Source organism: Mycobacterium sherrisii, from assembly GCF_002102355.1.
Lineage (GTDB): Bacteria > Actinomycetota > Actinomycetes > Mycobacteriales > Mycobacteriaceae > Mycobacterium > Mycobacterium sherrisii.
In genome coordinates this window covers 42,712-69,232 of the sequence record NZ_LQPT01000060.1, presented here as the reverse complement: position 1 = coordinate 69,232, position 26,521 = coordinate 42,712, and the positions used below count along the sequence as shown (strand labels likewise).

The 26,521-nt window shown below is 66.8% G+C and carries 24 protein-coding genes and 1 pseudogene; 17 read left to right on the top strand and 8 right to left on the bottom strand.

Translation table 11 applies throughout. The annotated features are described in order from the left end of the window. Positions 1-60 precede the first annotated feature (60 nt). Positions 61-369: a DUF503 domain-containing protein gene (locus tag AWC25_RS10020; protein ID WP_069400396.1), complete on the top strand. Its 309-nt coding sequence runs from the start codon at positions 61-63 to the stop codon at positions 367-369. Here AWC25_RS10020 and trmI read toward each other — a convergent pair. Beyond that, positions 366-1,208, bottom strand: coding sequence for a tRNA (adenine(58)-N(1))-methyltransferase TrmI (gene trmI / locus AWC25_RS10015; protein ID WP_069400471.1), 843 nt, complete (start codon positions 1,206-1,208; stop codon positions 366-368). The two genes, AWC25_RS10020 and trmI, sit on opposite strands and share 4 nt — an antisense overlap. 73 nt (positions 1,209-1,281) lie before the next feature. Here trmI and AWC25_RS10010 point away from each other — a divergent pair, with 73 nt between their 5' ends. Then, positions 1,282-2,160: a RecB family exonuclease gene (locus AWC25_RS10010; RefSeq protein ID WP_069400397.1), complete on the top strand. Its 879-nt coding sequence runs from the start codon at positions 1,282-1,284 to the stop codon at positions 2,158-2,160. Between the two features lie 6 nt (positions 2,161-2,166). Here the strand turns inward: AWC25_RS10010 and AWC25_RS10005 are convergent, their stop codons facing one another. From AWC25_RS10005 to AWC25_RS09985, 5 genes are all read right to left on the bottom strand, one after another. Further along, a complete protein-coding gene (locus AWC25_RS10005; RefSeq protein ID WP_085166719.1) occupies positions 2,167-3,537 on the bottom strand; it encodes an FAD-containing oxidoreductase in 1,371 nt (456 codons plus the stop codon). Continuing rightward, positions 3,534-4,055, bottom strand: a complete 522-nt coding sequence (locus AWC25_RS10000; protein WP_069400399.1) for a DUF4126 domain-containing protein — start codon at positions 4,053-4,055, stop codon at positions 3,534-3,536. Before AWC25_RS10000 ends, AWC25_RS10005 begins: the two co-directional genes overlap by 4 nt. Before the next feature lie 73 nt (positions 4,056-4,128). After that, positions 4,129-4,980, bottom strand: a complete 852-nt coding sequence (hisG, locus tag AWC25_RS09995) for an ATP phosphoribosyltransferase (RefSeq protein ID WP_069400400.1) — start codon at positions 4,978-4,980, stop codon at positions 4,129-4,131. 2 nt (positions 4,981-4,982) lie between these two features. Further along, complete coding sequence (locus AWC25_RS09990; protein WP_085166718.1) at positions 4,983-5,264, bottom strand: phosphoribosyl-ATP diphosphatase; 282 nt, start codon at positions 5,262-5,264, stop codon at positions 4,983-4,985. Between the two features lie 16 nt (positions 5,265-5,280). Then, positions 5,281-5,937, bottom strand: coding sequence for a TetR/AcrR family transcriptional regulator (locus AWC25_RS09985; protein WP_069400402.1), 657 nt, complete (start codon positions 5,935-5,937; stop codon positions 5,281-5,283). Between the two features lie 313 nt (positions 5,938-6,250). Here AWC25_RS09985 and AWC25_RS09980 point away from each other — a divergent pair, with 313 nt between their 5' ends. From AWC25_RS09980 to malQ, 12 genes and pseudogenes are all read left to right on the top strand, one after another. Continuing rightward, on the top strand, positions 6,251-7,090 hold the full coding sequence (locus tag AWC25_RS09980; protein ID WP_069400403.1) for an MlaE family ABC transporter permease: 840 nt from the start codon (positions 6,251-6,253) through the stop codon (positions 7,088-7,090). Position 7,091: 1 nt separating this feature from the next. Further along, entirely contained in the window at positions 7,092-7,955 is an 864-nt protein-coding gene (locus tag AWC25_RS09975) for an ABC transporter permease (RefSeq protein ID WP_069400404.1), read from the top strand. A 112-nt stretch (positions 7,956-8,067) separates the two neighbouring features. Further along, positions 8,068-9,537 carry an MlaD family protein gene (locus AWC25_RS09970; RefSeq protein WP_232327009.1) on the top strand — a complete coding sequence of 490 codons (1,470 nt, stop codon included), beginning with the start codon at positions 8,068-8,070 and terminating at the stop codon, positions 9,535-9,537. After that, a complete protein-coding gene (locus AWC25_RS09965; RefSeq protein WP_085166717.1) occupies positions 9,534-10,589 on the top strand; it encodes an MlaD family protein in 1,056 nt (351 codons plus the stop codon). The genes AWC25_RS09970 and AWC25_RS09965 overlap by 4 nt, the downstream gene beginning before the upstream one ends. After that, positions 10,582-11,610, top strand: coding sequence for an MlaD family protein (locus AWC25_RS09960; protein ID WP_085166716.1), 1,029 nt, complete (start codon positions 10,582-10,584; stop codon positions 11,608-11,610). The genes AWC25_RS09965 and AWC25_RS09960 overlap by 8 nt, the downstream gene beginning before the upstream one ends. After that, positions 11,607-12,728: an MCE family protein gene (locus tag AWC25_RS09955; protein WP_069400408.1), complete on the top strand. Its 1,122-nt coding sequence runs from the start codon at positions 11,607-11,609 to the stop codon at positions 12,726-12,728. Before AWC25_RS09960 ends, AWC25_RS09955 begins: the two co-directional genes overlap by 4 nt. After that, positions 12,725-13,924 (top strand): MCE family protein, encoded by a 1,200-nt coding sequence (locus tag AWC25_RS09950; RefSeq protein ID WP_069400409.1) that lies wholly within the window; start codon positions 12,725-12,727, stop codon positions 13,922-13,924. The genes AWC25_RS09955 and AWC25_RS09950 overlap by 4 nt, the downstream gene beginning before the upstream one ends. Then, complete coding sequence (locus AWC25_RS09945) at positions 13,921-15,171, top strand: MlaD family protein (RefSeq protein ID WP_069400410.1); 1,251 nt, start codon at positions 13,921-13,923, stop codon at positions 15,169-15,171. The genes AWC25_RS09950 and AWC25_RS09945 overlap by 4 nt, the downstream gene beginning before the upstream one ends. 68 nt (positions 15,172-15,239) lie before the next feature. After that, complete coding sequence (locus tag AWC25_RS09940) at positions 15,240-15,860, top strand: tetratricopeptide repeat protein (protein ID WP_085166715.1); 621 nt, start codon at positions 15,240-15,242, stop codon at positions 15,858-15,860. Beyond that, on the top strand, positions 15,857-16,624 hold the full coding sequence (locus AWC25_RS09935; protein WP_142278775.1) for a mannan-binding family protein: 768 nt from the start codon (positions 15,857-15,859) through the stop codon (positions 16,622-16,624). The genes AWC25_RS09940 and AWC25_RS09935 overlap by 4 nt, the downstream gene beginning before the upstream one ends. A gap of 79 nt (positions 16,625-16,703) precedes the next feature. Beyond that, a complete protein-coding gene (locus AWC25_RS09930) occupies positions 16,704-17,603 on the top strand; it encodes a class I SAM-dependent methyltransferase (protein WP_069400412.1) in 900 nt (299 codons plus the stop codon). Between the two features lie 474 nt (positions 17,604-18,077). After that, positions 18,078-19,569, top strand: a pseudogene (malQ, locus tag AWC25_RS09925) (4-alpha-glucanotransferase). On the opposite strand, the gene AWC25_RS09920 reads toward malQ, so the two are convergent. After that, the gene (locus AWC25_RS09920) at positions 19,570-19,851 is read right to left on the bottom strand and encodes a hypothetical protein (RefSeq protein WP_085166714.1); all 282 of its coding nucleotides are present in this window, start codon (positions 19,849-19,851) and stop codon (positions 19,570-19,572) included. Positions 19,852-19,930: 79 nt separating this feature from the next. Beyond that, positions 19,931-23,677 carry a methionine synthase gene (metH, locus tag AWC25_RS09915; RefSeq protein WP_085166713.1) on the bottom strand — a complete coding sequence of 1,249 codons (3,747 nt, stop codon included), beginning with the start codon at positions 23,675-23,677 and terminating at the stop codon, positions 19,931-19,933. A 44-nt stretch (positions 23,678-23,721) separates the two neighbouring features. On the opposite strand from metH, the gene AWC25_RS26785 reads away from it, so the two are divergent. The 3 genes from AWC25_RS26785 to AWC25_RS09905 all read left to right on the top strand — a co-directional run bounded on the left by AWC25_RS26785 (position 23,722) and on the right by AWC25_RS09905 (position 26,514). Beyond that, a complete protein-coding gene (locus tag AWC25_RS26785) occupies positions 23,722-23,862 on the top strand; it encodes a hypothetical protein (protein ID WP_157118300.1) in 141 nt (46 codons plus the stop codon). Between the two features lie 259 nt (positions 23,863-24,121). Continuing rightward, on the top strand, positions 24,122-24,973 hold the full coding sequence (locus AWC25_RS09910; RefSeq protein ID WP_069400473.1) for a PAC2 family protein: 852 nt from the start codon (positions 24,122-24,124) through the stop codon (positions 24,971-24,973). After that, a complete protein-coding gene (locus tag AWC25_RS09905; protein ID WP_244899487.1) occupies positions 24,970-26,514 on the top strand; it encodes an amino acid permease in 1,545 nt (514 codons plus the stop codon). The genes AWC25_RS09910 and AWC25_RS09905 overlap by 4 nt, the downstream gene beginning before the upstream one ends. Positions 26,515-26,521 lie beyond the last annotated feature (7 nt).

The following is a 26,521-nucleotide window of genomic DNA, read 5'->3' as shown; positions in this document are numbered from 1 at the left end:
GCCACCACCCGAGCCCGTCCAACCGCCGGCCCCCTCACCCGCGCCGGCACCGCCGGGCTGATGTGGATCGCCTGGCTCGAATTCGACCTGCTGCTGGGGCCGGAGCTCGGGGTGCGATCGCTCAAACAGAAACGTTCGATCGTCCGGCCGGTCATCACCGAGTTGCGCCGCAAGTTCAACGTGGCGGCCGCCGAGACGGGCACGCAGGGGCTGCATCGGCGGGCGACCATCGGCGTGGCGGTGGTGTCCGGCGACCGCGGCCACGCGGTCGAGGTGCTCGACGCGGCCGAACGACTGATCGCCGGCCACCCGGAATTCGAACTGTTGACGGCGCGGCGCTCGCTGCTGCGCAGCGACGATTGCGACTAGCCGTCGCGCCCCTCGCGCTTGCGGCCCAACGGCACCGGGGCGATCGTGCCCGGCGCCAGCCGCCGCGACGCCACCAGGAACGCGGTGTGCCCGCGCATCGAGTGCTGGGGCCGCACGGCCAGGCCGACGACGTGCCAACCGCGCTGGATCGTCTCCCACGATCGCGGCTCGGTCCAGCACTGCTGGGCCCGCAACGCCTCGACCACCTTCGACAGCTGGGTGACGGTGGCCACGTAGATCACCAACACGCCCCCGGCGACCACCAGACGCGACACGACATCGAGCACCTCCCACGGGGAGAGCATGTCCAGCACGGCGCGGTCGAAGGAGCCGTCGGGCAGCTCGGAGTTCGCGAGATCGCTGACCAGTAGCTGCCAGTTGGCCGGCGCATCGCCGAAGAAGACGTTCACGTTGCGCCGGGCGTGCTCGGCGTGATCGGCGCGCACTTCGTAGGACACGACCCGCCCCTCGGGTCCCACCGCGCGCAGCAGCGAACAGGTCAGCGCGCCGGATCCGGCCCCGGCCTCGAGTACCCGGGCGCCGGGAAAGATGTCGCCCTCGTGGACGATCTGCGCGGCGTCCTTGGGATAGATGACCTGGGGGCCCCGCGGCATCGACATGATGTAGTCGACCAGCAGCGGGCGCAGCACCAGGTACGGGGTCCCGTTGCTGGACTTGACCACGCTGCCCTGCTGCAGACCGATGATGTCGTCGTGCGGGATCGCGCCGCGGTGGGTATGAAACTCGGCGCCCGCGGTGAGTTCCATCGTGTAGTGACGGCCTTTGGCGTCGGTGAGCTGGACACGCTCGCCGACGGTGAAGGGACCGGTGTTGACCACGCCGTTCAGCGTGCCAGCCGACGCGCCGTCACCGCTGCCCGGGGTTGTCGGCATCGCGTCCTAGGCTGCGAGCATGACCGACCAGCCGCAAGACCGGGCCCGGGCGGCGTCTCGACCGGCACTGTCACCGTCGCGTGCGGCGGATTTCAAGCAGTGCCCCCTGCTGTACCGGTTCCGGGCGATCGACCGGCTGCCCGAACCGCCGTCGACCGCCCAGATCCGCGGGTCGGTGGTGCACGCCGCGCTCGAGCAGCTCTATGGCATGCCGGCCGCGTTGCGCGGTCCGCAGACCGCGCTGGCGCTGGTGGAGGCCGCCTGGGAACAGGTGCGCGCCGCCGAACCGGACCGGATCGGCGAGCTGGAGGGCGAGCAGCGACTCCAGCTGCTCGACGAGGCGCGGGCGCTGCTGTCCGGCTACTACCAGCTGGAAGACCCGACGCGTTTCGATCCGCAGTGCTGCGAGCAGCGGGTCGAGGTGGAGCTCGCCGACGGCACCCTGCTGCGCGGGTTCATCGACCGGATCGACGTCGCCGCCACCGGGGAGTTGCGGGTGGTCGACTACAAGACCGGCAAGGCACCGCCGGAGGCACGGGCGCTGGCCGAATTCAAGGCGATGTTCCAGATGAAGTTCTACGCCGTGGCGCTGCTGCGTACCCGCGGCGTGCCGCCCACCCGGCTGCGGCTCATCTACCTCGCCGACGGGCAGGTGCTCGACTACTCCCCCGACCTCGACGAGCTGCTGCGCTTCGAGAAGACCCTGATGGCGATTTGGCGTGCCATCCAATCCGCCGGCGCCACAGGCGATTTCCGCCCGAGTCGGTCGCGGCTGTGCGACTGGTGCCCGCACCACGAATACTGTCCGGTGTTCGGCGGAACCCCGCCGCCCTACCCCGGCTGGCCCGAACACGTTGGGGCGGAGTCCGTTTCGCGCCCGACTCGGCCTGCGGCCTGACCGGCGCTATTCGAGCGGCGACATCTCCTGCAGGACGGTGGGGATGAGTTCGCTGACGGTGGGGTGGATGTGCATGGTGCGCGCCAGCGTGGTGTACGGCGCCTTGGCCGACATGACGTCGAGGATGCAGTGAATGGCCTCGTCGCCGCCCACCCCGAAGACGGTGGCACCGAGGATCTGGTCGGTGTCGGCGTCGACGACGACCTGCATGAAGCCCTGTGTCTCACCCTTTTCCACGGCCCGGCCCACCCGGGTCATCGGCCGCTTGCCCACCAGCGCCTTGCGGCCCGACTTGCGGACCTCGTCGACCGTCATCCCGGCGCGCCCCAGGGGCGGATCGATGTAGAGGGCGTAGGTGGTGATGCGATCGCTCACGAGCCGCGGGTCCCCGTCGAGCAGGTTGGCGGCCACGATCTCGAAGTCGTTGTACGAGGTGTGGGTGAAGGCGCCCTTGCCGTTGCAATCGCCCATCGCCCAGATGTGATCGACGCTGGTCTTGAGTTGATCGTCGACGACGATGTAGCCGCGAGCGTCGGTCTGCACCCCGGCGGCCTGAAGCCCCAGGTCGTCGGTGTTGGGGCGGCGACCGACGGCGAGCAGTAGCTCGCTACCGGCGATGGGCGCGGCGCCGGCACGAGGAGTGAGTTCTAAACCGTTGCCGCTCTTACGTATTCGTATGTCGTCGGCGTCGAGGACGATGTCGACGCCCTCGGCTTCCAGGATCTCCTTGATGACGGCCGAGACGTCCTCGTCTTCCCGGGCGGCCAGTCGCGGACCACGCTCCACGACGGTGACCTGTGCGCCGAATCGCTGGAACATCTGGGCGAACTCCAGTGCGATGTAGCTGCCGCCGACGATGACCAGATGCCTTGGCAGCGTGTCGAGTTCGAGGATCGACACGTTGGTGAGGAAGTCGACGTCGTCCAGCCCCGGGATGTCGGGCACGATCGCGCGGCCGCCGACGTTCAGGAAGATGCGGTCGGCGTGTAGTTCCTGATCGTCGACCTGCACGGTATGGGGATCGACGAATCGGGCGTGGCCGCGAAAGACGGTGCAGCCGTCCATGCCCTGCAGCCAGGACTCGACGCCCTCGCGGTCGGCGAGCACGATGCCGTCCTTGCGCTCCTTGACTTTTGCCATGCTGACGCTGATCGATCCGGTCCCGACGCCGTACTCGGTGCCGCGGCGGGCCAGGTGGGCGGCGTGCGCACTGGCCACCATCGTCTTGGTGGGGATGCAGCCGGAGTTGACGCAGGTGCCGCCGATCAGCTTGCGCTCGATGATCGCGACGCGTTGGCCGGCCGCCGTGAGTCGTCCGGCCAACGGCGGGCCGGCCTGCCCGGCGCCGACGATGATCGCATCGAAATGCTCTGTCACTTAACGGCTGTCAACAAATAGTCGGTCAGCACATGGCCGGTCACCGCGACAATGGCCAACCCGCCCAGGATCGCGACGGCGTCCTCCAGCAACGCGATCGGCAGGTCCCGGCCGCCGCTGACCGCCACCAGTCGCTTGCGCGCCTGATAGCCGCCCAGGGTGCCCAGCACCGCGCCGATGACACCGGCGCCCAGCGCGCTGAACGTCCAGTGCGGCCACGCCCCCAGCGCCGCTCCGGCCAACCCGCCCATGACGATCCGGGCCCCGAACCCGGGCGGGGAGGTGCGCGCCGGCGTCTTCGGGAGCTTGTCGGTGACCAGTTCGACGACGGCCAGGATCGTCAGGATCACCACCGTGATCGTGTTGCCGAGCCAGGAGGCCCAGGTGTGGCCGAGGTCGATCCAGCCGAGAACGGCAGGAGCGGCGCCCCAGGCGACCACCGCGGGAGCCGTCAGCGAGCGTAAGCCGGCGACGACACCGATCAGTAAGGCAAGCAGTAGAACGAGCACGTGCGTCACAGCGATCCCTCCTCGGGATTAACGTCCCCACCCCAAGCCGGACGCTAACACAGCCACCGTGGTGGCGGGGCGATCAAAACCGACAGAACCTGATGTCGGAGGCCAAAATCGCCTTGGCGCCGATCGCCGCGAGTTCGTCCATGATTTCGTTGACGCCCCGGCGCGGCACCAGCGCGCGAATTGCGACCCAGTCCGGGTCGGCGAGCGGGGCGATCGTCGGCGATTCCAGCCCGGGGGTGATCGAGGTGGCCTTGTCCAGGACCGCGCGCGGGCAGTCGTAGTCCAGCATCAGATATTGCTGTCCGAACACCACACCCTGCACCCGGCCCACCAATTGCTCACGCGCAGCGCTGGATTGGCCATCCGGATCGGCCCGTTCGATCAGCACCGCCTCCGAATCACACAGCGGCTCACCGAACGCCACCAGGTTGTGCAGGCTCAGCGTGCGGCCCGACCCCACCACGTCGGCGATGGCGTCGGCGACGCCGAGTTGCACCGAAATCTCGACGGCACCGTCGAGCCTGATGACGGTTGCTTCAATCCCCTTTGCCGCCAAGTCTTTTCGAACCAGGTTCGGATAGGCGGTGGCCACCCGCTTGCCGGCCAGGTCGACCACGGTCCAGTCCCGTCCGGCGGGACCGGCGTAGCGGAATCGCGACGACCCGAAGCCCAGTGCCAACCGCTCCCGCACTGGAGCGTCGGAATCCAGCGCCAGATCCCGTCCGGTGATACCGAAGTCGAGTTCGCCCGAACCGACGTAGATGGCGATGTCCTTGGGCCGGAGGAAAAAGAACTCGACGTTGTTGGCCGGGTCGATGACGGTCAGATCCTTGGGATCGGTGCGTCGACGGTAGCCCGCCTCGGACAGGATTTCGGTGGCCGGCTCGCTCAGCGCCCCCTTGTTGGGCACCGCAATTCGCAGCATATTCACAGTTTCCGATAGACGTCGTCGAGGGACAGCCCGCGCGAAATCATCAACACCTGCGTCCAATACAGCAATTGGCTGATTTCTTCGGCCAGCGCCTCGTCGGGCTCGTGCTCGGCGGCCAGCCACACCTCACCGGCCTCCTCCAGGATCTTCTTGCCCACCGTATGCACCCCGGCGTCCAGCGCGGCCACGGTGGCACTGCCGGCGGGCCGGGTGCGGGCACGTTCGCCGAGTTCGGCGAACAGATCCTCGAATGTCTTCACGGCCAGCGATTGTTTCACGGGGCGGCGAGCAAAGTCACCTCGGTTTCGCGCCGGCAGCGGGCGACTGCTCGAAGCCGCCAAGGGTCATCCGCAGCGCCTCTTCCAACTGGACGTGAAACGGTGTGGCCAGGACCGCGTCCGGGCTCAACCACAGGTCGAGCACGAATTTGACGGTGGCCAAACTGCTGTGCACCAGCAGGGCCGGCCGGATGTCGGCCCCCACGGCCGCGGCTGCGCCGCGCGCCGCGTCGACTCCCATGCGGGCCGCCACCAGGTCGACGAATTTGCGGTGATCGCTTTCACTTACCAACATCGATTTGCTCAGCAGGTGGGGTGCGCTGGCCACCGCGCGCTGCCAGGTCTGCAGATTGTCGACGTTGTCGGCGTCCCGGGCATGGGTGACAAACAGCTGAATGAGCGCTTCGACCGCCGTTTCCTCCGCTGGCCGGGAACTGTACGAGTCGACGATCTGGCTGACCGCCTCCCGCACGGGATCGATCAGCAGACCCTCTTTGGTCGGAGCGTGCCGGAAATACGTGCTGATCGAGATGCCCGAGGCCGCGGCGATGTCCTCGGTCGTCACGGCATCGAATCCCCGCTCGGCGAACAGCCGGTACGCCGTCTGCTGGATCTCGGTGAGCAACTCGGCGCGGCGTCGGTCGCGAAGCGATCCCGTGTTTGCTGACGGCATGCCATCACCTTCGTCGATACGACATTCCCACGCAACGGCCCGCCGAACGACGGTGTTGAGATGAGTGACTCTACACTATTGAAAGCGCCTATCATCTGGGCTACTGTGATGTGGCACACACCGAGAAGTGCAGCTCACGGAGTCCGATACCACTACCTTTAGCAGGGTGCGGTCACGGCATTCGAGCAGGCATTCGGGTATCTCCGTCCTGCACTGGTGTACTTGTTGGTGGGGGGAACGCCAATGAAATCAGTGGCTGGTGCCCGATGACGCGCAGCCATAGTTTGCTGAGCGGACCAGCGGCCGCGCCTCGATGACGAGTCGGCAAGACGGCGTCAGCGTCATCCAGAACTGGTCGGTCGGCTACGTCAGGCGGCATCCGATCGCCTCGTTGACGACGGTGGGCGAACAGTTCGTCCTAGGTGTGCGGACCATTCAGTACTTCTTTGTCGACCTGGTGACCGGCCGGTTCCAATGGCAGGAATTCGTTCGCCAGGGCGCGTTCATGGCGGGCACCGCGGTGTTGCCGACGATTCTGGTGTCGCTGCCGATCAGCGTCACCCTGTCCATTCAATTCGCCTTGCTCGCCGGACAGGTCGGGGCCACCTCGCTGGCCGGCGCCGCCAGTGGACTGGCGGTGATCCGGCAGGGCGCATCGTTGGTCGCCGCCGTCCTGATGGCCTCGGCGGTCGGCTCGGCGATCACCGCCGATCTGGGTTCACGCACCATGCGCGAGGAGACCGATGCGATGGAGGTGATGGGCGTCTCGGTGATCCGGCGTCTGGTGGTGCCGCGCTTTGCCGCGGCCATCATGATCGGCGTCGCGCTCACCGGGGTGGTGTGCTTCGTCGGATTCTTCGCGAGCTACCTGTTCAACGTCTACTTCCAGAACGGCGCACCCGGCAGCTTCGTCTCGACCTTCGCCTCGTTCGCCACGACCGACGACATGATCCTGGCATTGGTCAAGGCGGTGATCTTCGGCGCCATCGTGGCGGTGGTGTCGGCACAGAAGGGTCTGGCCACCGTCGGTGGCCCGACGGGCGTCGCGAATTCGGTGAATGCCGCTGTTGTCGAAGCGATCTTGCTGCTCATGATCGTCAACGTCGCGATCAGCCAGCTTTACATCATGCTGTCGCCCAGGACGGGGCTATGATGTGACGGTCGCCGTCTATCGACCCTTCGCCCCGCTGACCGTTCCGATTACCCGGCTGTGTCAGCGGGCGGCGGTACCGATCATCCGCCTCGGTCATCTGTTGGTCTTTTTCATTCGCGCGCTGGCCGGCGTGCCGCTCGCGTTGCGGCAGTATCGCGGCGAGTTCCTACGGCTGCTGTCCAACATCACCTGGGGCAACGGATCGATCGTGGTGGGCGGCGGCACGGCCGGTGTCGCCGTCGTCCTCGGCATGACCGTCGGCGCACTGGTCGGTATCGAGGGCTACAACTTTTTAGACCTGCTGGGGCTGGGACCTGCCACCGGGTTCGTGTCCTCGTTGGTCAACACGCGCGAGCTGGCACCGCTGATGGCCTCGCTGGCCTTCGCCATGCAGGGCGGCTGCCGGTTTACCGCGCAGCTGGGGTCGATGCGGATCGCCGAGGAAATCGACGCCCTGGAATCGATTGCGATCCGCCCGATCCCCTACCTGGTGACGACGCGGCTGGTCGCGTCGGTGGCGGCCATCGTTCCGCTCTACGTGGCGTGCCTGGCCATCGGATATCTGACCACCCAGATCGTGGTGGGAATCAGCAGCGGCGGCTCGACGGGCTCTTACCTGCACTACTTCACGCTGATGCTGGCCGGCCAGGACATCGTCTATTCGCTGATCAAGGCCGTCATCTTCGTCTGGATCGCCTCGACAATCCAGTGCTACTACGGCTATTACGCGACCGGCGGGCCGGAGGGGGTCGGGGTGGCCGCCGGGCACGGCATGCGGGCCAGCATCACGGTCGTGATCATCGTGAACATGTTGCTCACCATGGCCCTGTGGGGCGTGGACTCCGGCGCAAGGTTCGGTGGTTGAGTTGGCCGGTCAGCCGAATCTGCTCGAGGTGGACGGGCGCGGGCCCTCGAATCGGCAACTGCTGGCCATCGGGGTGGCGGTGCTGGCGGTCTCGTCGCTGCTGACGGTCGCGATGGTGGCCAAGTCCACCGGCCGGCTCAACAACTACCTACGGGTGGTCGCCGACCTGGTCAACGTCGGCGACGGGCTGCCGCAGAAGTCCGACGTCAAATATCACGGTGTGCTCGTCGGGATGGTCGACGAAGTCATCCCCGCCAGCCACGGCCAACCCAACCATGTCCACATCAATCTCAAACCTCAGTACGCTCAATCGATTCCGGCCTCGGTCACCGCGCGAGTGGTGCCCAGCAATGTGTTCGCCGTGTCCTCGGTGCAACTGGTGGGCAGCGGTGCCGCCGACACCGGTTCGGCGATCAAGGCGGGCGCCCACATCCCGGAAGACACCCGGCTCCCGACCGTGTTGTTCCAGACCACCGTCAGCAAGCTGCGCGACCTGCTGGCCGCTGCCGGACGGGGACGCGACGACCGGTCCGTGGGAATCCTGGCCGCGCTCGGCGCCGCCACCGATCACCGGCGCGGTGCGCTGCTGTCCGCCGGGGCGCAACTGAATCGCCTTCTCGATCAACTGAATTCGATTGTCGGCAGCGACACCGGCCCGTCCACCCTGTCCGCGCTGGTCGACGCGGCGGGCGGCCTGGCGCAGACCGCACCCGACCTGCTGGACGCCCTGCATCAGGCGGTCGAACCGATGCAGACCTTCGCCGAAACGCGAGAGCAGTTGGTCTCGCTGCTCTCCGGTGCCGACTACACGCTCGGCACGACGCGGACCTCCTTCGACCATCACATCGATCAGCTGATCAGGATTACCACCGATTTCACCCCGGTGCTCGGCGTCCTGGCGATGAAGTCGAACAACTTCGTGCCCGCGGTGACCAAATTGGACAATCTGGCCAATCGGTTCATGGACGAGGTCTGGGTACCGGGACGAGACGTCGGCAACATGCGAGCAATGCTGACTTTTACCCCCAGCTCCACCTACACCCGCGCGGACTGCCCGCACTACGGCGAGCTGAAGGGGCCCAGCTGCTTCACCGCACCGCTCATTCCGGTGCGGCCGGACTTGCCGGAAGTGCTGCTGCCGCAGAACTATCAGCCGCCCAAGGACCTCGCGCCGCCGCCGGGGACCGTCATCGGACCGAACGGAAACCTGGTCGCGGTCGGACCGCCGCTGATCAACCCCAACCCGAACCTGACCGATCCCAATCCTCCACTGGCGCCTGGGATTACACCGTCACCGCCGGTACCGGGCAGTGCCAACCCCGACAATCCGTCGCCCGGGGCGCCCGCGACTCCGGCGCCGAACGCGCCGTGGGTGCCACCGGTGGCACCCAAAGCCCCGTGGATACCGCAGTCGTCGTACCAAGGCACCTTCGGCGGAAACGTGGGACCCGTCGGCAGCCAATACGAACGAAACATGTTGACGGTGATCACCGGCGCGCCCGCCAATGACGCCACCGCCCTGCTACTGGGTCCGGTCGCCCGCGGCACCACGGTATCGCTGAAGTCCGGAGGGCCCCAATGAGATTCCGGGCCCCGCTGATCGGCCTCACCTTGTTCATGGTCGTCGCGTTGACACTGACCTGGCTGGTGTACGTGAGTCTGCGCCGCGACGTCGCCGGCGACACCGCCAAGTATTCGGCATTGTTCACCGATGTCTACGGGCTGCGCGAGGGCGACGACGTCCGGGTGGCCGGGGTGCGCGTCGGTCGGGTGGAAAGCGTCGAATTGGACGGAAAGCTGGCGCGGGTCGCGTTCGTGGTGCAAACCGATCAGCACGTATACGGCAACACCGTCGCCTCGGTGACATACCAGAACATCGTCGGGCAGCGATACCTCGGCCTGTCCCTCGGGCCCGAAGGCGATCGAAACCTGCTGCCGCCGGGCAGCACGCTGCCACTGGACCGCACCGAACCATCCTTTGACGTCACCGCGTTACTCAACGGGTACGAACCGCTGTTCAGCTTGCTCAACCCGCAGGATGCCGACAACCTCACCAAGGGGATCATCGCGTCGCTGCAGGGTGACACCGCGTCATTGGCCACATTGATCAGCCAAACATCAACGCTGACCGAGACATTCGCCGGACGAGACCAGGCGCTGGGCAACGTCATCACCGACCTCAACAAAGTCGTCGGCAACCTTGCGCAACAGAATGACAACCTCGACGGGGTCATCACCCAGACGCGTACGGTGATCGACCGGCTCGACCGGCGGCGTCCGGAGCTGGTGGCGTCGGTGGGAGCGCTGGCCCGGGTGATGGGGCGGCTTTCGACCTCGGCCACCGACGTCTACCCCGCGCTGCGCGAATTCATCGACCGCAAACCCGGGGTGGCCAGGCACTTGATGGATGTCGAACCGCAGCTGGCGTTCTTCGGCGACAACATCCCATTGCTATTGAAAGGGCTTGTCCGCGTGGGTAACCAGGGCGCCTACGGTAACGCATACGTGTGCGACGTGAATTTCCTGGGCTTCTTCCCCGGCCTCAACGACGTCGTGCCGATCATCGTGGCCGCCGCCACCCCGGGCAACAAGACTTGGCACACGCCGCGATGCAGGAGTACCGCCGGTGGCTGATTCGAAGAAACGATCCCTGGAAAGTTACAACAAGACGTGGCTCGGGTTCATCGCCGTCGTCGTGGTGGCGGTGGTGATCGGGGCCATGCTGGCGGTGCATGCGCTCGGCGCCGGATATCGGCACTACACCGCGGAGTTCCTGCAGGCGGCTTCGCTGCGACCGGGAAATCCGGTGGTGGTCGCGGGCATTCCCGTGGGCGAGGTCACCAGCATGAAACTCGACGGTGATCACGTCGAGGCGGGCCTGAAAATTCGGGACGACATCGTGCTGGGCAAGGATTCGCGCGCCGAGATCAAGGTCGCCACCATTCTCGGATCGCGCTACCTGTCGGTGCAACCCAGCGGCCCGAAAGCCCTGCCGCACGGCACCTTTGATCTGTCGCGCACCCAAGTTCCCTACGACCTGCAATCGGCATTGCAGGATGCGACGACGACGTTCGAACAGGTCGACTCCGACCGGTTCGCGCAATCGCTCGCCGTGCTGGGCAAGCAGCTCGAAGGCCTGCCGGCGGTGGTACCCCAGGCGATGAACAACATTCGCTCGCTGTCGTCCATCATCGCGGTTCGCCGCGACCAATTGGGCCAATTGCTGGTCAGCACCGAACGGGTGACCAACACGTTGCGCCGCCAGCAGGCCGGCGTCGGCAATCTGATCAACCAGGGACAGGACCTGCTGGGCCAGTTCGTCGCGCGGCGGGTCGTGTTCCACGCCATGATGCAATCGCTGACCACCCTGGTCGACACGATGAGTCGGATCGTGGTCAACGACCGGTCCGGCCTGGACTCGCTGATCACCGACATGCGGGATTTCACCGCCATGATGGCCCAGCACGACGACCTGCTGGCCAACATGCTGCAGATCAGTCCCATCTTCTTCCGGGAAGCGGCCAACCTCACCGGCGACGGCAACGCGGTGAACTTCAACGCCAGCAACGTCCCGCTGATCGACTCGTGGATGTGCGCAATCAGCGGGCGCGCCAAGCAGTTCGGCATGATCCAGTACTTCAAGGACTGCAAGTGAGGACGCCGCGGATCCGGTCCAAAGTGCTGGCCCTGGCCGCCGCCCTGGCGGTGCTGGCGGCGGCACTCGGCGCCGCCTGGTGGTACCTGGGTTCCGACCCGGACACGATCTCGGTGACCGCCCAATTCGACAGCGCCTCAGGTCTTTACGAGGGCAACGTGGTGGCCGTGCTGGGCATGCCGGTCGGCAAGATCACCAAGATCACCGCCAAGGGCCCGTACGTCGAGGTCGAGTTCACCGTCGAGCGCCGCGTCAAGATTCCCGCCACCGCGCAGGCCGTCACCGTCTCTACGTCCATCCTCACCGACCGGCAGATCGAACTGACCCCGCCGTACCGCGGCGGTCCCGTGCTGGGCGACCACGACACCATCGGGCTGCCCCGCACCAAGACGCCCGTCGAATTCAGCCGCGTGCTCGACGTTCTCGACAAGGTGACCAAGTCGCTGGAGGGTGACGGCCACGGCGGCGGGCCGGTCGCCGACGTGCTCAACAACGGCACCAAGGTCGTCGCGGGCAATGGCGAACGGATCAAATCGGCGCTCGACGAGCTGTCCAAGGCGCTGCGCCTGTCCAGTGACGGCGGCGCGGCGACCCGGGAGCAGATCACCACGATCGTCAAGAACATCAGCACGCTGTTCGACGCGATCGCCGCCAATGACGCCAAGCTGCGCGAATTCGCCTCCACCATCCATCAAGTCAGCCAGATCATGGCCGATGAGGACATCGGCGGCGGGAGCACCGGCCGCAAACTCGACCAGCTGATCCAGCGCGCCGGTGACCTGCTGGACGCCAATCGCGACGCCATCAAGCAGTCCGTCGGTCACGGCAACAACCTGTTGCAGGTGGTCACCGACCAGCGCCGCGACCTCGCCGAATTGCTGGACGTGGCGCCGATGCTGGCCGACAACGCCTACAACATGGTCGACCGCGCGAACGGCGCGGTGCGGGCACGCTTTCTCACCGACCGACTGCTCTTCGACAGTCAGTACACCAAGGAAATCTGCAACCTGATGGGACTGCGCCAACTGGGCTGCAGCACCGGCACCATTGGCGACTTCGGCCCGGATTTCGGGTTGACCTATGTGCTGGACGGCATGGCCGCGATGGGGCAGAAATGAGCACCGCCCGGGGCTGTCTCGCCGCGGTCGCCGCGGCGCTGATCACGTCGGGGTGCGCCACCAACGGCCTTGCCAGCCTGCCCCTCCCGGCGCCCGGCCTGGGCTCGGGCGGGTACCTGTTGACCGCGGTGTTCTCCAACGCGCTCAACCTGCCGATGAACGCGAAGGTCAAACTCGCCGGCGCCGACGTGGGCCAGGTCGAGTCGATGCGGGCCCGCAACTACACCGCGGTCACCACGCTGCGGATCCGCGACGGCGTGCTGCTGCCGCGGGGCAGCACCGCCGAATTACGTACCGCCACACCGCTCGGCGACGTGTTCGTCGCGCTGAAGCCGCCCGCCGACGATCCCGCGGACATGCCGATGCTGCACGACGGCGACACCATCGGCCTGGATTCCACCGCGGCGGCGGCGACCGTCGAGTCGGTGTTGAGCTCGGCGGCGATCTTGGTCAACGGCGGCGCCGTCCGCAACTTCACCAACATCATCAACGGATTCGGCAAGGCCACCGGCGACCAGGGCCAGGCCTTCGGTGAGCTGATTCGCAAATCGAACCAACTGGTTGGCACCCTCGACACCCGCTCGGACCAGATTTCCAGTGCGTTGGCCCAAATGTCCCGGCTATCAGATCAACTCGACGCCAAGGACGCCACCATCACCGACCTGATGAACGCGGCCCAGCCCGCCACCGCGACCCTAGCCGACAACACCACCGAGCTGGCCGATTTGGCGGTGCAGGCCGGCGACACCGCCCGGTTGCTGGCCAGATTCCCGGCGATCGGCGGCACCGACACCAGCGGGCGCAGCTTGATCCGCGACTTGAACGCGATCGCCGGTGCTGCCAACGATGTCGCGGTCAGCCCGGACACCAGCTTTTACGCCCTGAACCGGCTGATCCCGCCATTGGTGAAATCGACTGCGGGAAGCGCCATTTCGGTGCACGTCGGTGTTGACAAGCTGATCTTGGGATCCCTTCCCGACATCGGGTACCCCGGTGACATCGGGCTGCACGGGCCGCATCACTACAACGTGAACCTGCTCGTCGGCACCCTGAAGTACACGCTGTGGCGGCTGCAAGAACGCGTGGTCGGCCGCGGTCCGAATTCGCCGCAGGTTCCCGTCCTTCCGGACCCGGACGTCCCAGGGCAAATCGACGTCGCCCCCGGCCCTCCCCGGCCGGCACCGGGACCGCCGTGATCGATTCGGTCGCCACCGCCGTGGTCCGCGCCGTGCGCGCGGCTCACCGCCAACAGGTCTGGCTGTCGGTGGCCGGCCTGGTGCTGACCCTGGTGATCGGCTCGGCGTATCTGTTGATCGGCGCCCTGCGGGTGACGCCGTTCGCGTCGTCGTATCGGGTCACCGTGCAGCTGCCGGATTCCGGCGGCCTGCTTCCCAATCAGGATGTCGCGTTGCGCGGCGTGCGCATCGGCCGCGTCGAGTCGTTGCAGATCACGCCCACCGGGGTCAACGCGATCGCCAACATCACGTCGAGGGTACGCATCCCGGCCAGCAGCGTCGTGCATGTGTCGGCGTTGTCGCCGGCCGGCGAACAATACATCAACTTCGAAGCCGACTCCGACGCCGGGCCATACCTGCACGACGGCAGCCGCATCGCCCTGGACCACGCCACCGTGCCGGTCAGCTTGGCGCGGTTGCTCGGCGACGCGGACGGGCTGCTGTCGCAGGTCGATCCCCGCAAGATCGAGCTGATCAAAAAGGAGTTGAGCTTGAGCAAGGCGGGCCCGAGCAAGTTGGCGGCGATCGTGGACGGCGGCACCTTCCTGCTGTCGACGCTCGATTCGGTGCTTCCCGAGACCACAAGCATCATCAAGACCAGCCGGGTGGTCCTCACCCTGGCGGGCGACAAGAATGCCGGTTTGGCTGCCACCGCAACCGAACTCAACCACACCCTGTCCGGCGTCGCCAGGATGCAGGCCGGGTACCGGCGGCTGACCGCACAGACGCCGCGCACCTTGACCGCGATCGACAACCTGTTCTCCGACAATTCCGACACCATGGTGCAGCTGCTGGGCAGCATGGCGACCATGTCGCAGCTGCTCTACCTGCGGGTGCCGGCGCTCAACGCGCTGTTTCCCGACTATCGGGGCTCGGTGCTGGATGCGGTGGCGAGCGCCTTCCACGACCACGGAGTCTGGGCCATCGCCGACCTCTACCCCCGCTACGTGTGCGACTACGGGACGCCGGCACATGCGCCGTCGGCCGCCGACTACTACGAGCCGTTCATGTACACCTACTGCCGCGACGACGATCCCGCCGTCTCGATCCGCGGCGCCAAGAACGCGCCCCGCCCGGCCGGCGACGACACCGCCGGGCCGCCGCCGGGAGCGGACCTCGGCCGCCGAACCGATCCAACTCCGAAGGGCCGCTTCACGATTCCCACGCCCTACGGCGGTCCGCCGCTGCCCATCGAACCACCGCACTGAGACCGCCGTAACCTCGGAACGAGGAAAACACCGTGACCGCTATATCCAAGGAAGTTGGCGAGGCTGAAATGCCAGAAGCACCAGGCGCGGAGGCCGACCCCCAAGAGCCCACCGAAGAGGCTGAAGAGACGCTGGACGACGACTCCGCCGCCGACGACGACATCCCGTTCGGGCGCAACGAGAAGAAAAAATTGTACCTGCGCGGCCGGCCGTGGGGACGCTACCTGCGCCGCGCCCTGCTGCCGCTGCTGCTGATCGCCTCCCTTGCCGTCAACGGGTTCCTCGGATGGCACCAGTGGCAAGAACATCGCGTGCAAGAAGCCGGCCGCCAAGCCCAGCAGGCCGCGATCTCCTACGCGCACGTGCTCACCAGCATCGACTCCAACAACGTCGACGAGAACTTCCGCCAGGTGCTCGACGGCGCGACCGGCGAATTCAAAGACATGTACACCCAATCCAGCGTGCAGCTGCGCCAACTGCTGATCGACAACAAGGCCACGGCGCACGGCGTGGTGGTGGACTCGGCAATTCAGTCCGAGTCCACGAACAAGGTTGTGGTGCTTGTCTTTATCGACCAGACCGTGACCAACAGCCAGGCGCCCGACCCGCGCATCGACCGTAGCCGGATCAAGATGACCATGGAGCTGGTCGACGGTCGTTGGCGGGCGAGCAAGGTGCAGTTGCTGTGATGCCACGGCTTGTCGCGGCAGTCGTATTGGCCGTCACCGCAACACTTCCCGGCAACGCGACCGCGCACGCATCGGCGCCGTCGTTCTGCGGCGAACTCGGCGGCGACTGGGACGGCCAGTACTGCCATACCACGGTGACCTCCGAACGCAATGCCGTCCGAGACATCAAGGTGGCGCTGCCCGGCGAGCTCATCGACGACGCCACCACCGGCGCCGTGGTGCGCGACTACCTGCGCACCCTGGTGAACAACTGGCGCACCGCCAACGCGCACATGGCCGCCGACAGCTACGGCGAGGAGAACTACCAGATCTTCCGGCACGGCAATCTGCTCAGCGCGGTCTTCCACGAGAACTACCACGCCGACGGCCCCCAACCCAACAACGCCTACCGCACCTTCACCTTCGACATGGCCAGCGGTAAGCGGGTCCGGTTAGCCGATCTGACGACGTCGAACCCGCTGACCGCGATCCCCCCGCTGGCGCAGCCGTTCATCCAGACCGCGCTCGATCAGGCGCCCCCACCGCACGATCCGGGGACCTACCCGTTCCTGGTCGACCGGTGGACCCCGGACAAGGTGTATTCCGGGGCATACAAGGCCTGGGCACTGACCCCCGACGAGTTAATTCTCTACATGCCGGACTATCCCGTCGCCCACGACGAGCCCATCAACTTCTCGCCCGGGTTGCCGCAGTGGTTCATGGACGGCGGCACCGTGCAGGCGCACATTCCGCTCGCCGCGCTCGGATCCGTGCTGCGCCTGTAGACCCGGCGTCGCCGCGTACAGTGGGTCACAGTAATTAACTGATCTAACTAACGCAGAGGCGTGACGGAAGGACATTGGCATGGCGCGCACCGAGAACGACACCTGGGATCTGGCATCCAGCGTGGGAGCGACCGCGACCGCGGTCGCGGCCTCCCGCGCCATGGCGTCCCAAGGGCAGGATCCGCTGCTCGACGACCCGTGGGCCGATCCCCTGGTGCGCGCGGTCGGCATCGACACCTTTGTCAAGTTGATCGATGGTGAACTCGGCGACAACCAGGACCCGATATTGAACCGGCGGGCGATGAACGAACAGATCGCCGTACGGACCCGGTTTTTCGATGACTTCTTCCTGCAGGCCGCCGAGGCGGGTGTCCGGCAGGCGGTGATCCTGGCGTCGGGTCTGGACACCCGGGCCTACCGGCTGCCCTGGCCGGCGGACACCGTGGTCTACGAGATCGACCAACCCGGCGTCATCGACTTCAAAACCCGCACCCTGGCCGACCTGGGCGCCCAGCCGCCCGCGCAGCGCCGCACCGTCGCGATCGACCTGCGCGACGACTGGCCCGCGGCCCTGATCGGTGCGGGGTTCGACCCGCATCGGCCCACCGCGTGGAGCGCCGAGGGGTTGCTGGTGTACCTGCCGCCGGAGGCCCAGGACAGGTTGTTCGACAACATCGCCGCGCTGTCGACATCCGGCAGCCGCATCGCCTGCGAGCATTTGGATTTCCGCAGCATTCCCGCGGATTGGGCGGAGCGCCTTACCGAGCGGTCGCGGCGCATTGACTCCAATATCAATCTCGCCGAGTTGTTCTACACCGGCGACCGCAACACTCCCGGCGAATATCTCACCGCACGTGGCTGGCAGGTCGACGTCAAGAACACCGAACAGGCGTACGCCGCCAACGGTTTCCAGGTACCGCAGGACGAGCTTGCCGCATTCGGCGACGCGTCGGGCTACCTGACCGCGGTGCTGCGCTGAGGCCACCGGCGCGCGGCGCGCTGGTGTAACAACAGACGACCGGGGTACACCCCGAGGGTGAACCCGGTGCCCGAAGATCTCCGTCGACTCGCCAAAGCCCATGGGGTGGCGACCTTTTACCGCAACGAACGGCGTGAGCCGGTAGAGGTCGACGCCGACGTCGTGGTCAAGGTGCTGGCCCTGCTCGACGTGCCGGCCGGCACCGCAGCCGAGCGCCGTGACGAGTTGGCCAAGTTGGCCGACCGGGACGCTGTGCTGGCGCCGACGGTCGCTACCCGGCTGGACGGCCGACGGCGGCCGTTTCCGGGCGCGGCGGGGTTGGTCGGCGAGGACGGCACCGAAGTCGAACTGCGCGACGAGCTGCCGGCCGATCTGTCCCCCGGCTGGTACCGGCTGCACACCCGCGACGGTCAGGACGTCACGCTGGTGGCGGCGCCACCTCAGGTGCCGCAGCCGCCGGCCACCTGGGGGTGGATGCTGCAGCTGTATGCGCTGCGATCCGGACGGTCGTGGGGCATCGGGGATTTGGGCGACTTGCGTGACTTCCTGCGCTGGACCGCCACCGAACACGGCACGGGTGCGATATTGCTGAACCCGCTCAACGCGCCGGGCCCGACGCATCCCGTGCAGCCCTCGCCCTACACACCGTCGAGCAGGCGATTCGCCAACCCGCTGGCGCTGCGCATCGAGGACCTCGACGCCTACCGCCGAGCCGGCCCGGACGCCCGCGCGGAAGTGGACGCGCTGCGCGTTGCGGCCGATACCGACCGAATCGACCACGACCTCGTCTGGGCCGCCAAGCGGGCGGCACTGGAATTGTTATGGCGCGCGGAGGGCCGCCCCTGCCCGGTGGACGACTCGCCCGCGACCCGCAGTCTGCGTGACTGGGCCACCTACTGCGCCCTGGCCGAGCGGCACGGCGGTCGCTGGTCACGATGGCCGCAGCCGTTACGAAATGTCAACGGGCAAGCCGTGATCGAGGCCCGCGCGGGGCTGGCGCCGAGGATCGCCTTCCACGCGTGGGTGCAACAGCAGTGCGCCCAGCAGCTCGCCGCCGTGCGCGATGCGGCCCGGGACGCCGGTATGGCGCTCGGCGTCCTGCACGACCTGCCGGTGGGCGTCGACGCCGACGGAGCCGACGCGTGGGCGCTGGCCGACGTGCTGGCGGCTGCCGCCGTGGCGGCCGGACCGCCTGGCCGCCACCGGATACGCCGCGTTACGAGAAATGCTGCGCGCCAACCTCGCTCACGCCGACGGTTTGCGCATCGACCACGTCGCCGGCCTGTGGCGACTGTGGTGGATCCCGCCCGGCGACAGTCCGGACCGGGGCACCTATGTGCATTACGACGCCGACGTCATGCTCGCGGTGCTGGCGCTGGAAGCACACCGTGCCAACGCGACCGTGGTCGGCGAAGACCTGGGCACCGTCGAACCCGAGGTCACAAAGGCGTTGGGCGACAACGGTATGCTGGGTTGCGCGGTGTCCTGGTTCACCCGCGACGAGACGGCACCCGACGAGCCGTTACTGCCGGCCGCCAAGTGGCCCACTCGGGCGGCGGCCAGCCTGTCCACACACGACCTGCCCACGGCGGCCGGATTTCTGCGCGGCGAACATGTGCGGGCGCGCGCGGAGTTGGGCCTGCTCGAGGATGTGCCCGCCGAAAAAGCCTCCGCCGATGCGCAACGGGCGGAGTGGCTGGACTTGCTACGGTCCGAGGGTCTACTCCCGCCCGATCCCGACGAGGCCACCGTCGTTTCCGCGATGCACCGCTTCTTGGCGTCGACTCCCAGCCGGTTGAAACTGATCTCGCCCTATGACGTCCTGGCCGAGCCGCGACAGCCGAACCTGCCGGGCACCATCGACGAGTATCCGAATTGGCGGCTGCCGCTGCCGAAAACGTTGGAAGAGCTGCGCACCGACCCGCGCGTCGCCCAGATCACCGCCATCTTCCGGGCGGCCGGTTGATCAGTTGGCCTGCCGGCGACGCAGGTCGATGGAGATCACCTCGGCGATGTGCTCGCCGTGTCCGGTTGCGGCGCTGTCGTCGCCCACCGCGCGGTTGCGTCGCGCCGACCCGCGCACCCGTGCCGCCAATTCGTGGTAATCCCAAGCTAAGTCGCCGACTTCGCGCTTGGCGCGGCGGGCCGCGGTGTGCAACGCCGCGGCGATACGCCGGACATGCAGCGCCGTGACGGTGACGGCCTCGACCGCGAAATCGGCAACGCGATTCAGCTCTCGCTCAAGCATGACACCTCCCCCGCAATGCCTACCGAGTGTAGCCGTCGCGGCTCGCGGCGCCGGGGTGGTGCAGCAAAGGCGCCGGCGCTCAGTCCTCGGGGTTGTAGCCCAGGTTGGGGGCTAGCCAGCGCTCGGCTTCGGCCAACGTCCACCCCTTGCGCTTGGCGTAATCGGCGACCTGGTCCTGACCCAACCGGCCGACCACGAAGTACTGCGACTGCGGGTGCGAGAAGTACCAGCCGCTGACCGCGGCGCCGGGCCACATCGCCATCGACTCGGTGAGTTCGATGCCGGTGCGCTCCTTGACGTCCATCAGCTGCCACAGCGTCACCTTCTCGGTGTGCTCCGGGCAGGCCGGGTAGCCGGGGGCCGGACGGATTCCGACGTACTTCTCGCCGATCAGCGCGTCGTTGTCCAGCTGCTCGTCGGGCTGGTATCCCCAAAACTCCTTGCGGACCCGTTCGTGCATCCGTTCGGCGAACGCCTCGGCCAGTCGGTCGGCGACCGATTCCAGCAGGATGGCGCTGTAGTCGTCGAGGGCCGCCTTGAACTCCGCGATCTTTTCCTGGCTGCCCAGGCCCGCGGTGACGGCGAAGGCGCCGATGTAGTCGGCCAGACCGGTCTCCTTGGGCGCGATGAAGTCACCCAGCGACCGGTTCGGGATGCCGTCGCGGTGCTCGCCCTGCTGGCGCAGGTTGTGCAGTGTGGTCAGCACCTCGGTGCGGGTGTCGTCGGTGTAGACCTCGACATCGTCACCCACCGCGTTCGCGGGGAAGAAGCCGATCACCCCGTTGGCGGTCAGCCACTTCTCCTTGATCAGGGTGTCGAGCATCTGCTGCGCGTCGTCGTACAGCTTGCGCGCCGCCTCGCCGGTGGCCGGGTTGTTGAGGATGTCGGGGAAGCGGCCCTTCATCTCCCAGGCGTTGAAGAACGGCTGCCAGTCGATGTACTGGCGCAGCTCCTCCAGGTCGTAGTGGGAGAACTCGCGCACGCTGAGCCCCTGGGCGGGCACCGGTGGCGTGTAGCCGTCCCAGTCGATCGGCGTCCGGTTGGCGCGCGCCTTTTCCAGCGTCAGCATCGGCCGCTCGTTTTTCTGGGCGTGCCGCTCGCGCAGCGAGGCGTAGTCCTTCTCGGTCGCCTCGAGCAGTGCCGGGCGTTGCTTGTCGTCGAGCAGCGCGGCCGCGACGGGCACCGAGCGGGACGCGTCCTTGACCCAGACCACCGGACCGGACCGCCGTGGTGAGATCTTCACGGCGGTGTGGGCGCGCGAGGTGGTCGCGCCACCGATCAGCAACGGAATCTCGAGGCCCTCGCGCTCCATCTCGACGGCGAAGTTGGCCATCTCGTCCAGCGACGGGGTGATCAGTCCGGAGAGCCCGATGATGTCGGCGTCGTGCTCCCTGGCCGCCGCAAGGATCTTTTCGGCGGGCACCATCACACCGAGGTCGATGACTTCAAAGTTGTTGCACTGCAACACGACTCCGACGATGTTCTTGCCGATGTCGTGCACGTCGCCCTTGACGGTCGCCATGATGATGGTGCCGTTGGTGTCTTTGCTCGCAGCAGTGCCGTTCTGCTCTTTCTCTTGTTCGATGAACGGCAGCAGGTATGCGACGGCCTTCTTCATCACCCGGGCCGACTTCACCACCTGGGGCAAGAACATTTTCCCGGAGCCGAACAGGTCGCCGACGACGTTCATGCCGTCCATCAGCGGGCCCTCGATCACCTCGATCGGCCGCCCGCCCGCCGCGGCAATCTCGGCGCGCAACTCCTCGGTGTCTTCGTCGACGTGCGCGTCGATGCCCTTGACCAAGGCGTGCGTGATCCGCTCGCGGACCGGAAGGCTGCGCCACTCGGCGGCCTGAGGATCCTCACCCTTTTCGGTGCGGTTGAACCGCTCGGCGATTTCCAGCAGCCGCTCGGCCGCGTCCGGGCGACGGTTCAGCACGACGTCCTCGATACGGTCCCGCAGCTCTGGGTCGATCGAGTCGTACGGCACCAGCGCACCGGCATTGACGATGCCCATGTCCAGGCCCGCCTTGATGGCGTGGAACAGGAACACCGCATGGATCGCTTCCCGGACGGGATTGTTGCCCCGGAAGGAGAACGACACGTTGGAGATACCGCCGGAGATGTGCACCCCGGGCAGGTTCTCCTTGATCCAGGCGCAGGCCTCGATGAAGTCGATTCCGTAGGTCGCGTGCTCCTCGATACCGGTGGCCAACGCGAAGCAGTTCGGGTCGAAAATGATGTCCTCGCGCGGGAAGCCGACCTCTTCGGTCAGGATCCGGTACGCGCGACCGCAGATCTGTTTGCGGCGCTCCAGGTTGTCGGCCTGGCCCTGCTCGTCGAAGGCCATCACGACCACGGCGGCACCGTACTTGCGGCACAGCCGTGCCTCGCGGATGAACTTCTCCTCGCCCTCCTTCATGGAGATCGAGTTGACGATCGGCTTGCCCTGCACGTTCTTCAGCCCGGCCTCGATGACCTCCCACTTGGAGGAGTCGATCATCACCGGGACCCGGCTGATGTCCGGCTCCGAGGCGATCAGCTTGGTGAATCGGTCCATCGCGGCGACGCCGTCGATCATGCCCTCGTCCATGTTGATGTCGATGACCTGCGCACCGACCTCGACCTGTTGCAGGGCGACCGACAGGGCGGTGTCGTAGTCCTCGGCCTTGATCAGGTTGCGGAACCGGGCCGAGCCGGTGATGTTGGTGCGCTCACCGATGTTGACGAATAGGGAGTTGTTGTCGATGTTGAGCGGCTCCAGGCCCGACAGGCGAGTGGCCACCGGAATCTGGGGCACCTGGCGCGGCGGCTTGCCCTCGACGGCCTTGGCGATCTCGGCGATGTGCGCGGGCGTCGTTCCGCAGCATCCGCCGACCAGGTTGACGAAGCCCGCGTCGGCGAACTCGGCGACGTAGCTGGCCTGGCGGGTCGGGAACTCGTCGTACTCGCCGAAGGCATTGGGCAGCCCCGCATTCGGGTAGCAGGACACGAAGGTATCCGCGATCCGCGACATCTCGGCGATGTAGGGCCGCATCTCCGGCGCGCCGAGCGCGCAGTTGAGGCCGACCGCGAGCGGCTTGGCGTGCCTGATCGAGTTCCAGAACGCCTCGGTGACCTGCCCGGACAACGTCCGCCCGGACGCGTCGGTGATGGTGCCGGAGATGATGACCGGCCAACGGCGGCCACGCTCCTCGAACAACGTCTCGATCGCGAATATCGCGGCCTTGGCGTTCAGGGTGTCGAAGATCGTCTCGACGATGAGCAGGTCGGCGCCGCCGTCGAGCAGGCCCTTGGCGGCTTCGAGATAAGCGCTGACCAGCTGGTCGTAGCTGACGTTGCGGGCTCCGGGGTCGTTGACGTCCGGCGAGATCGACGCGGTCCGCGTCGTCGGCCCCAACGCCCCGGCGACGTAGCGCGGCTTGTCCGGGGTGCTGAACTCGTCGCAGGCCCGGCGGGCGAGCGTGGCGCCGGTGTAGTTCAGCTCGTAGCTGAGCTCCTGCATCCCGTAGTCGGAGAGCGAGATCGCGTTCGCGTTGAACGTGTTGGTCTCCAGGATGTCGGCGCCCGCCTCGAGGTACTCGCGGTGAATCCCCTCGATGATGTGCGGCTGCGTCAGGTTGAGCAGGTCGTTGTTGCCCACCACATCACTGGGCCAGTCCTTGAAGCGCTCGCCGCGATAGCCGGCCTCGTCCGGCCGGTCCCGCTGAATCGCCGTGCCCATCGCGCCGTCGATCACGACGATGCGCCGACGCAGTGCTGCCGTCAGCTCGTCGGTGCAGTCGGGGCGGATGTTCGGCTCCAGAGCGTTCACAGGGGCGTTCACGTACGTTCCTTCCGTAGCGGAAGGCGTCCTTGACTCTGCCGAGCGTGGCGGACACCGGAGGAACCGGCGAACCGTTGCAACGCCTCTCGACCAGGAAAGTCTACGTCGTCACCCGACGTCCGGACGCCCAGCCCGCCCCGATCCGCTGGCACGCCGGCTCGCGGATCTGGTCGGGCATGTCGTAGTTACCAAGGTTAACCAGTGTGCAGTCGACCGTGATTCGGCTTGTGCAGGTCGCTGGTGTGCTCAGTTTGACTTGCCGCGATCACCCCATAAGCATAGTCGACCTATGCAAATGCGCTGGTGCGATGCGGTCGGGGGTCGTCGTAGCGTGGCAGGCTTTAGGCTGATTCTGTGACAGTGCCGGATGATGGTGGGCCGGATGATGGTGGGCCGGATGGTAGGCCCAATGGTAGGCCGGATCGTGGCCCGGAAGCCGCAGCGCTGCCCGACCTGCACAACACGATCGTCGTGGCTGCGTTTGAAGGCTGGAACGATGCCGGGGACGCCGCCAGTGATGCGCTGGAACATTTGGACGCCATCTGGGAGGCCCATCCGATCATCGAGATCGACGACGAGGCGTACTACGACTACCAGGTGAACCGCCCGGTCATCCGGCAGGTCGACGGCGTGACCCGGGAATTGGTATGGCCGGCGATGCGCATCACCTACTGCCGGCCACCGGGCAGCGATCGCGACATCGTGCTGATGCACGGCGTCGAACCGAACATGCGCTGGCGGACGTTTTGCGCCGAACTGGTGGCCATCGCCGACAAGCTCAATGTCGACACCGTCGTCATCCTCGGCGCACTGCTGGCCGACACCCCGCACACCCGACCGGTGCCGGTGTCCGGGGCGGCCTACTCCCCCGAGTCGGCGAAACGGTTCGGGCTGCAGGAAACCCGCTACGAGGGGCCAACCGGGATTGCCGGGGTGTTCCAGGACGCCTGCGTGGCCGCCGGGATCCCGGCGGTGACGTTCTGGGCCGCGGTGCCGCACTACGTGTCGCAGCCGCCGAACCCGAAGGCGACGGTGGCGTTGCTGCGCCGCGTCGAGGACGTGCTGGACATCGAGGTCCCGCTGGCCGACCTGCCGGCCCAGGCCGAGGAATGGGAGCAGGCGGTCACGGAGATGGCCGGGGAGGACGAAGACCTGGCCGAGTACGTCCAGTCCCTGGAACAGCGGGGCGACGCCGAGATCGACGTCAACGACGCCTTGGGCAAGATCGACGGCGACGCGCTGGCCGCGGAATTCGAGCGTTATCTGCGCCGCCGCCGCCCGGGATTCGGCCGGTGAGCCGTCGCGTCGCCCCGGATTCGCCCGGGCCCGACTCGCATTCGTCGCAAGACCCCAACTCGGAGGACCCCAACCCGGACGACCTCAACGAGGAGGCCGGCTACCACAAGGGCCTCAAACCGCGCCAGCTGCAGATGATCGCGATCGGGGGCGCCATCGGAACCGGCCTGTTCCTCGGCGCCGGCGGCCGGCTGGTCAAGGCCGGGCCCGGGCTGTTTTTGGTGTACGGGGTGTGCGGCATCTTCGTCTTTCTGATGCTGCGGGCGCTGGGCGAATTGGTGCTGCACCGGCCGTCGTCGGGCTCGTTCGTGTCCTACGCGCGCGAATTCTTCGGCGAGAGAGCCGCTTTCCTCGTCGGCTGGATGTACTTCCTGAACTGGGCGATGACCTCGATCGTGGACACCACCGCGATCGCCACCTATTTGCACCACTGGACTGCGTTCGGCGCGATCCCGCAGTGGCTGCTTGCCCTGATCGCCCTGGTGGTCGTGTTGTCGATGAACTTGATTTCTGTGGAGTGGTTCGGCGAACTCGAGTTCTGGGCGGCACTGATCAAGGTTTTCGCGTTGGTCGCCTTCCTAATCGTCGGGATCGTGTTCTTGGCCGGACGTTTCAAGATCGACGGGCACGACACCGGCCCGGGGGTATGGGACGGCAACGGCGGGCTGTTCCCCTCGGGCGCGCTGCCGCTGCTGGTGGTCGCCTCGGGAGTGGTATTCGCTTACGCCGCGGTCGAATTGGTGGGTACCGCCGCGGGCGAGACAGCCGAGCCGGAGAAAATCATGCCGCGGGCCATCAACTCGGTGATCCTGCGTATCGCGGTCTTCTACGTCGGCTCGGTCGCGCTGCTGGCGGTGCTGCTGCCCTACACCGCCTACAAGGCCGGGGAAAGCCCGTTCGTGACGTTCTTCTCCAAGATCGGTTTTCACGGGGCCGGCGACCTGATGAACATCGTGGTGCTGACCGCCGCGCTGTCGAGCCTGAACGCCGGGCTGTATTCGACCGGACGGGTGATGCACTCGCTGGCGGTGAGCGGCAGCGGGCCCAAGTTCGCCGCACACATGACGAAAAGCGGTGTGCCATATGGCGGTATCGCGATGACCGCCGTCATCTGCCTGTTCGGCATCGGGCTCAATGCGTTCAATCCCGGTGAAGCGTTCGAGATCGTGCTCAACATCGCCGCGCTGGGCATCGTCGCGTCGTGGGGCACGATCGTGTTGTGCCAGCTGCGTTTCGTGAAACTCACCAAGGCCGGGGTGTTGAAGCGACCGCAATTCCGGATGCCGTTCACCCCGTACAGCGGTTACCTGACGTTGGCGTTTCTGGCCGCGATTCTGGTTTTGATGGCGTTCGACGAACCGGTCGGCACCTGGACCGTCGCGTCGTTGGTCGTCATCGTGCCGGCGTTGTTGGGCGGCTGGTTCGTGGTGCGCAACCGAGTGCTGGCCGCCGCCCGGGAGCGCATCGGCCATACCGGCCCCTATCCGACGGTCGCCAACCCGCCGACGCGACGTCCGTTGCCGGACAAGCACTCCGACTGACGCGCGG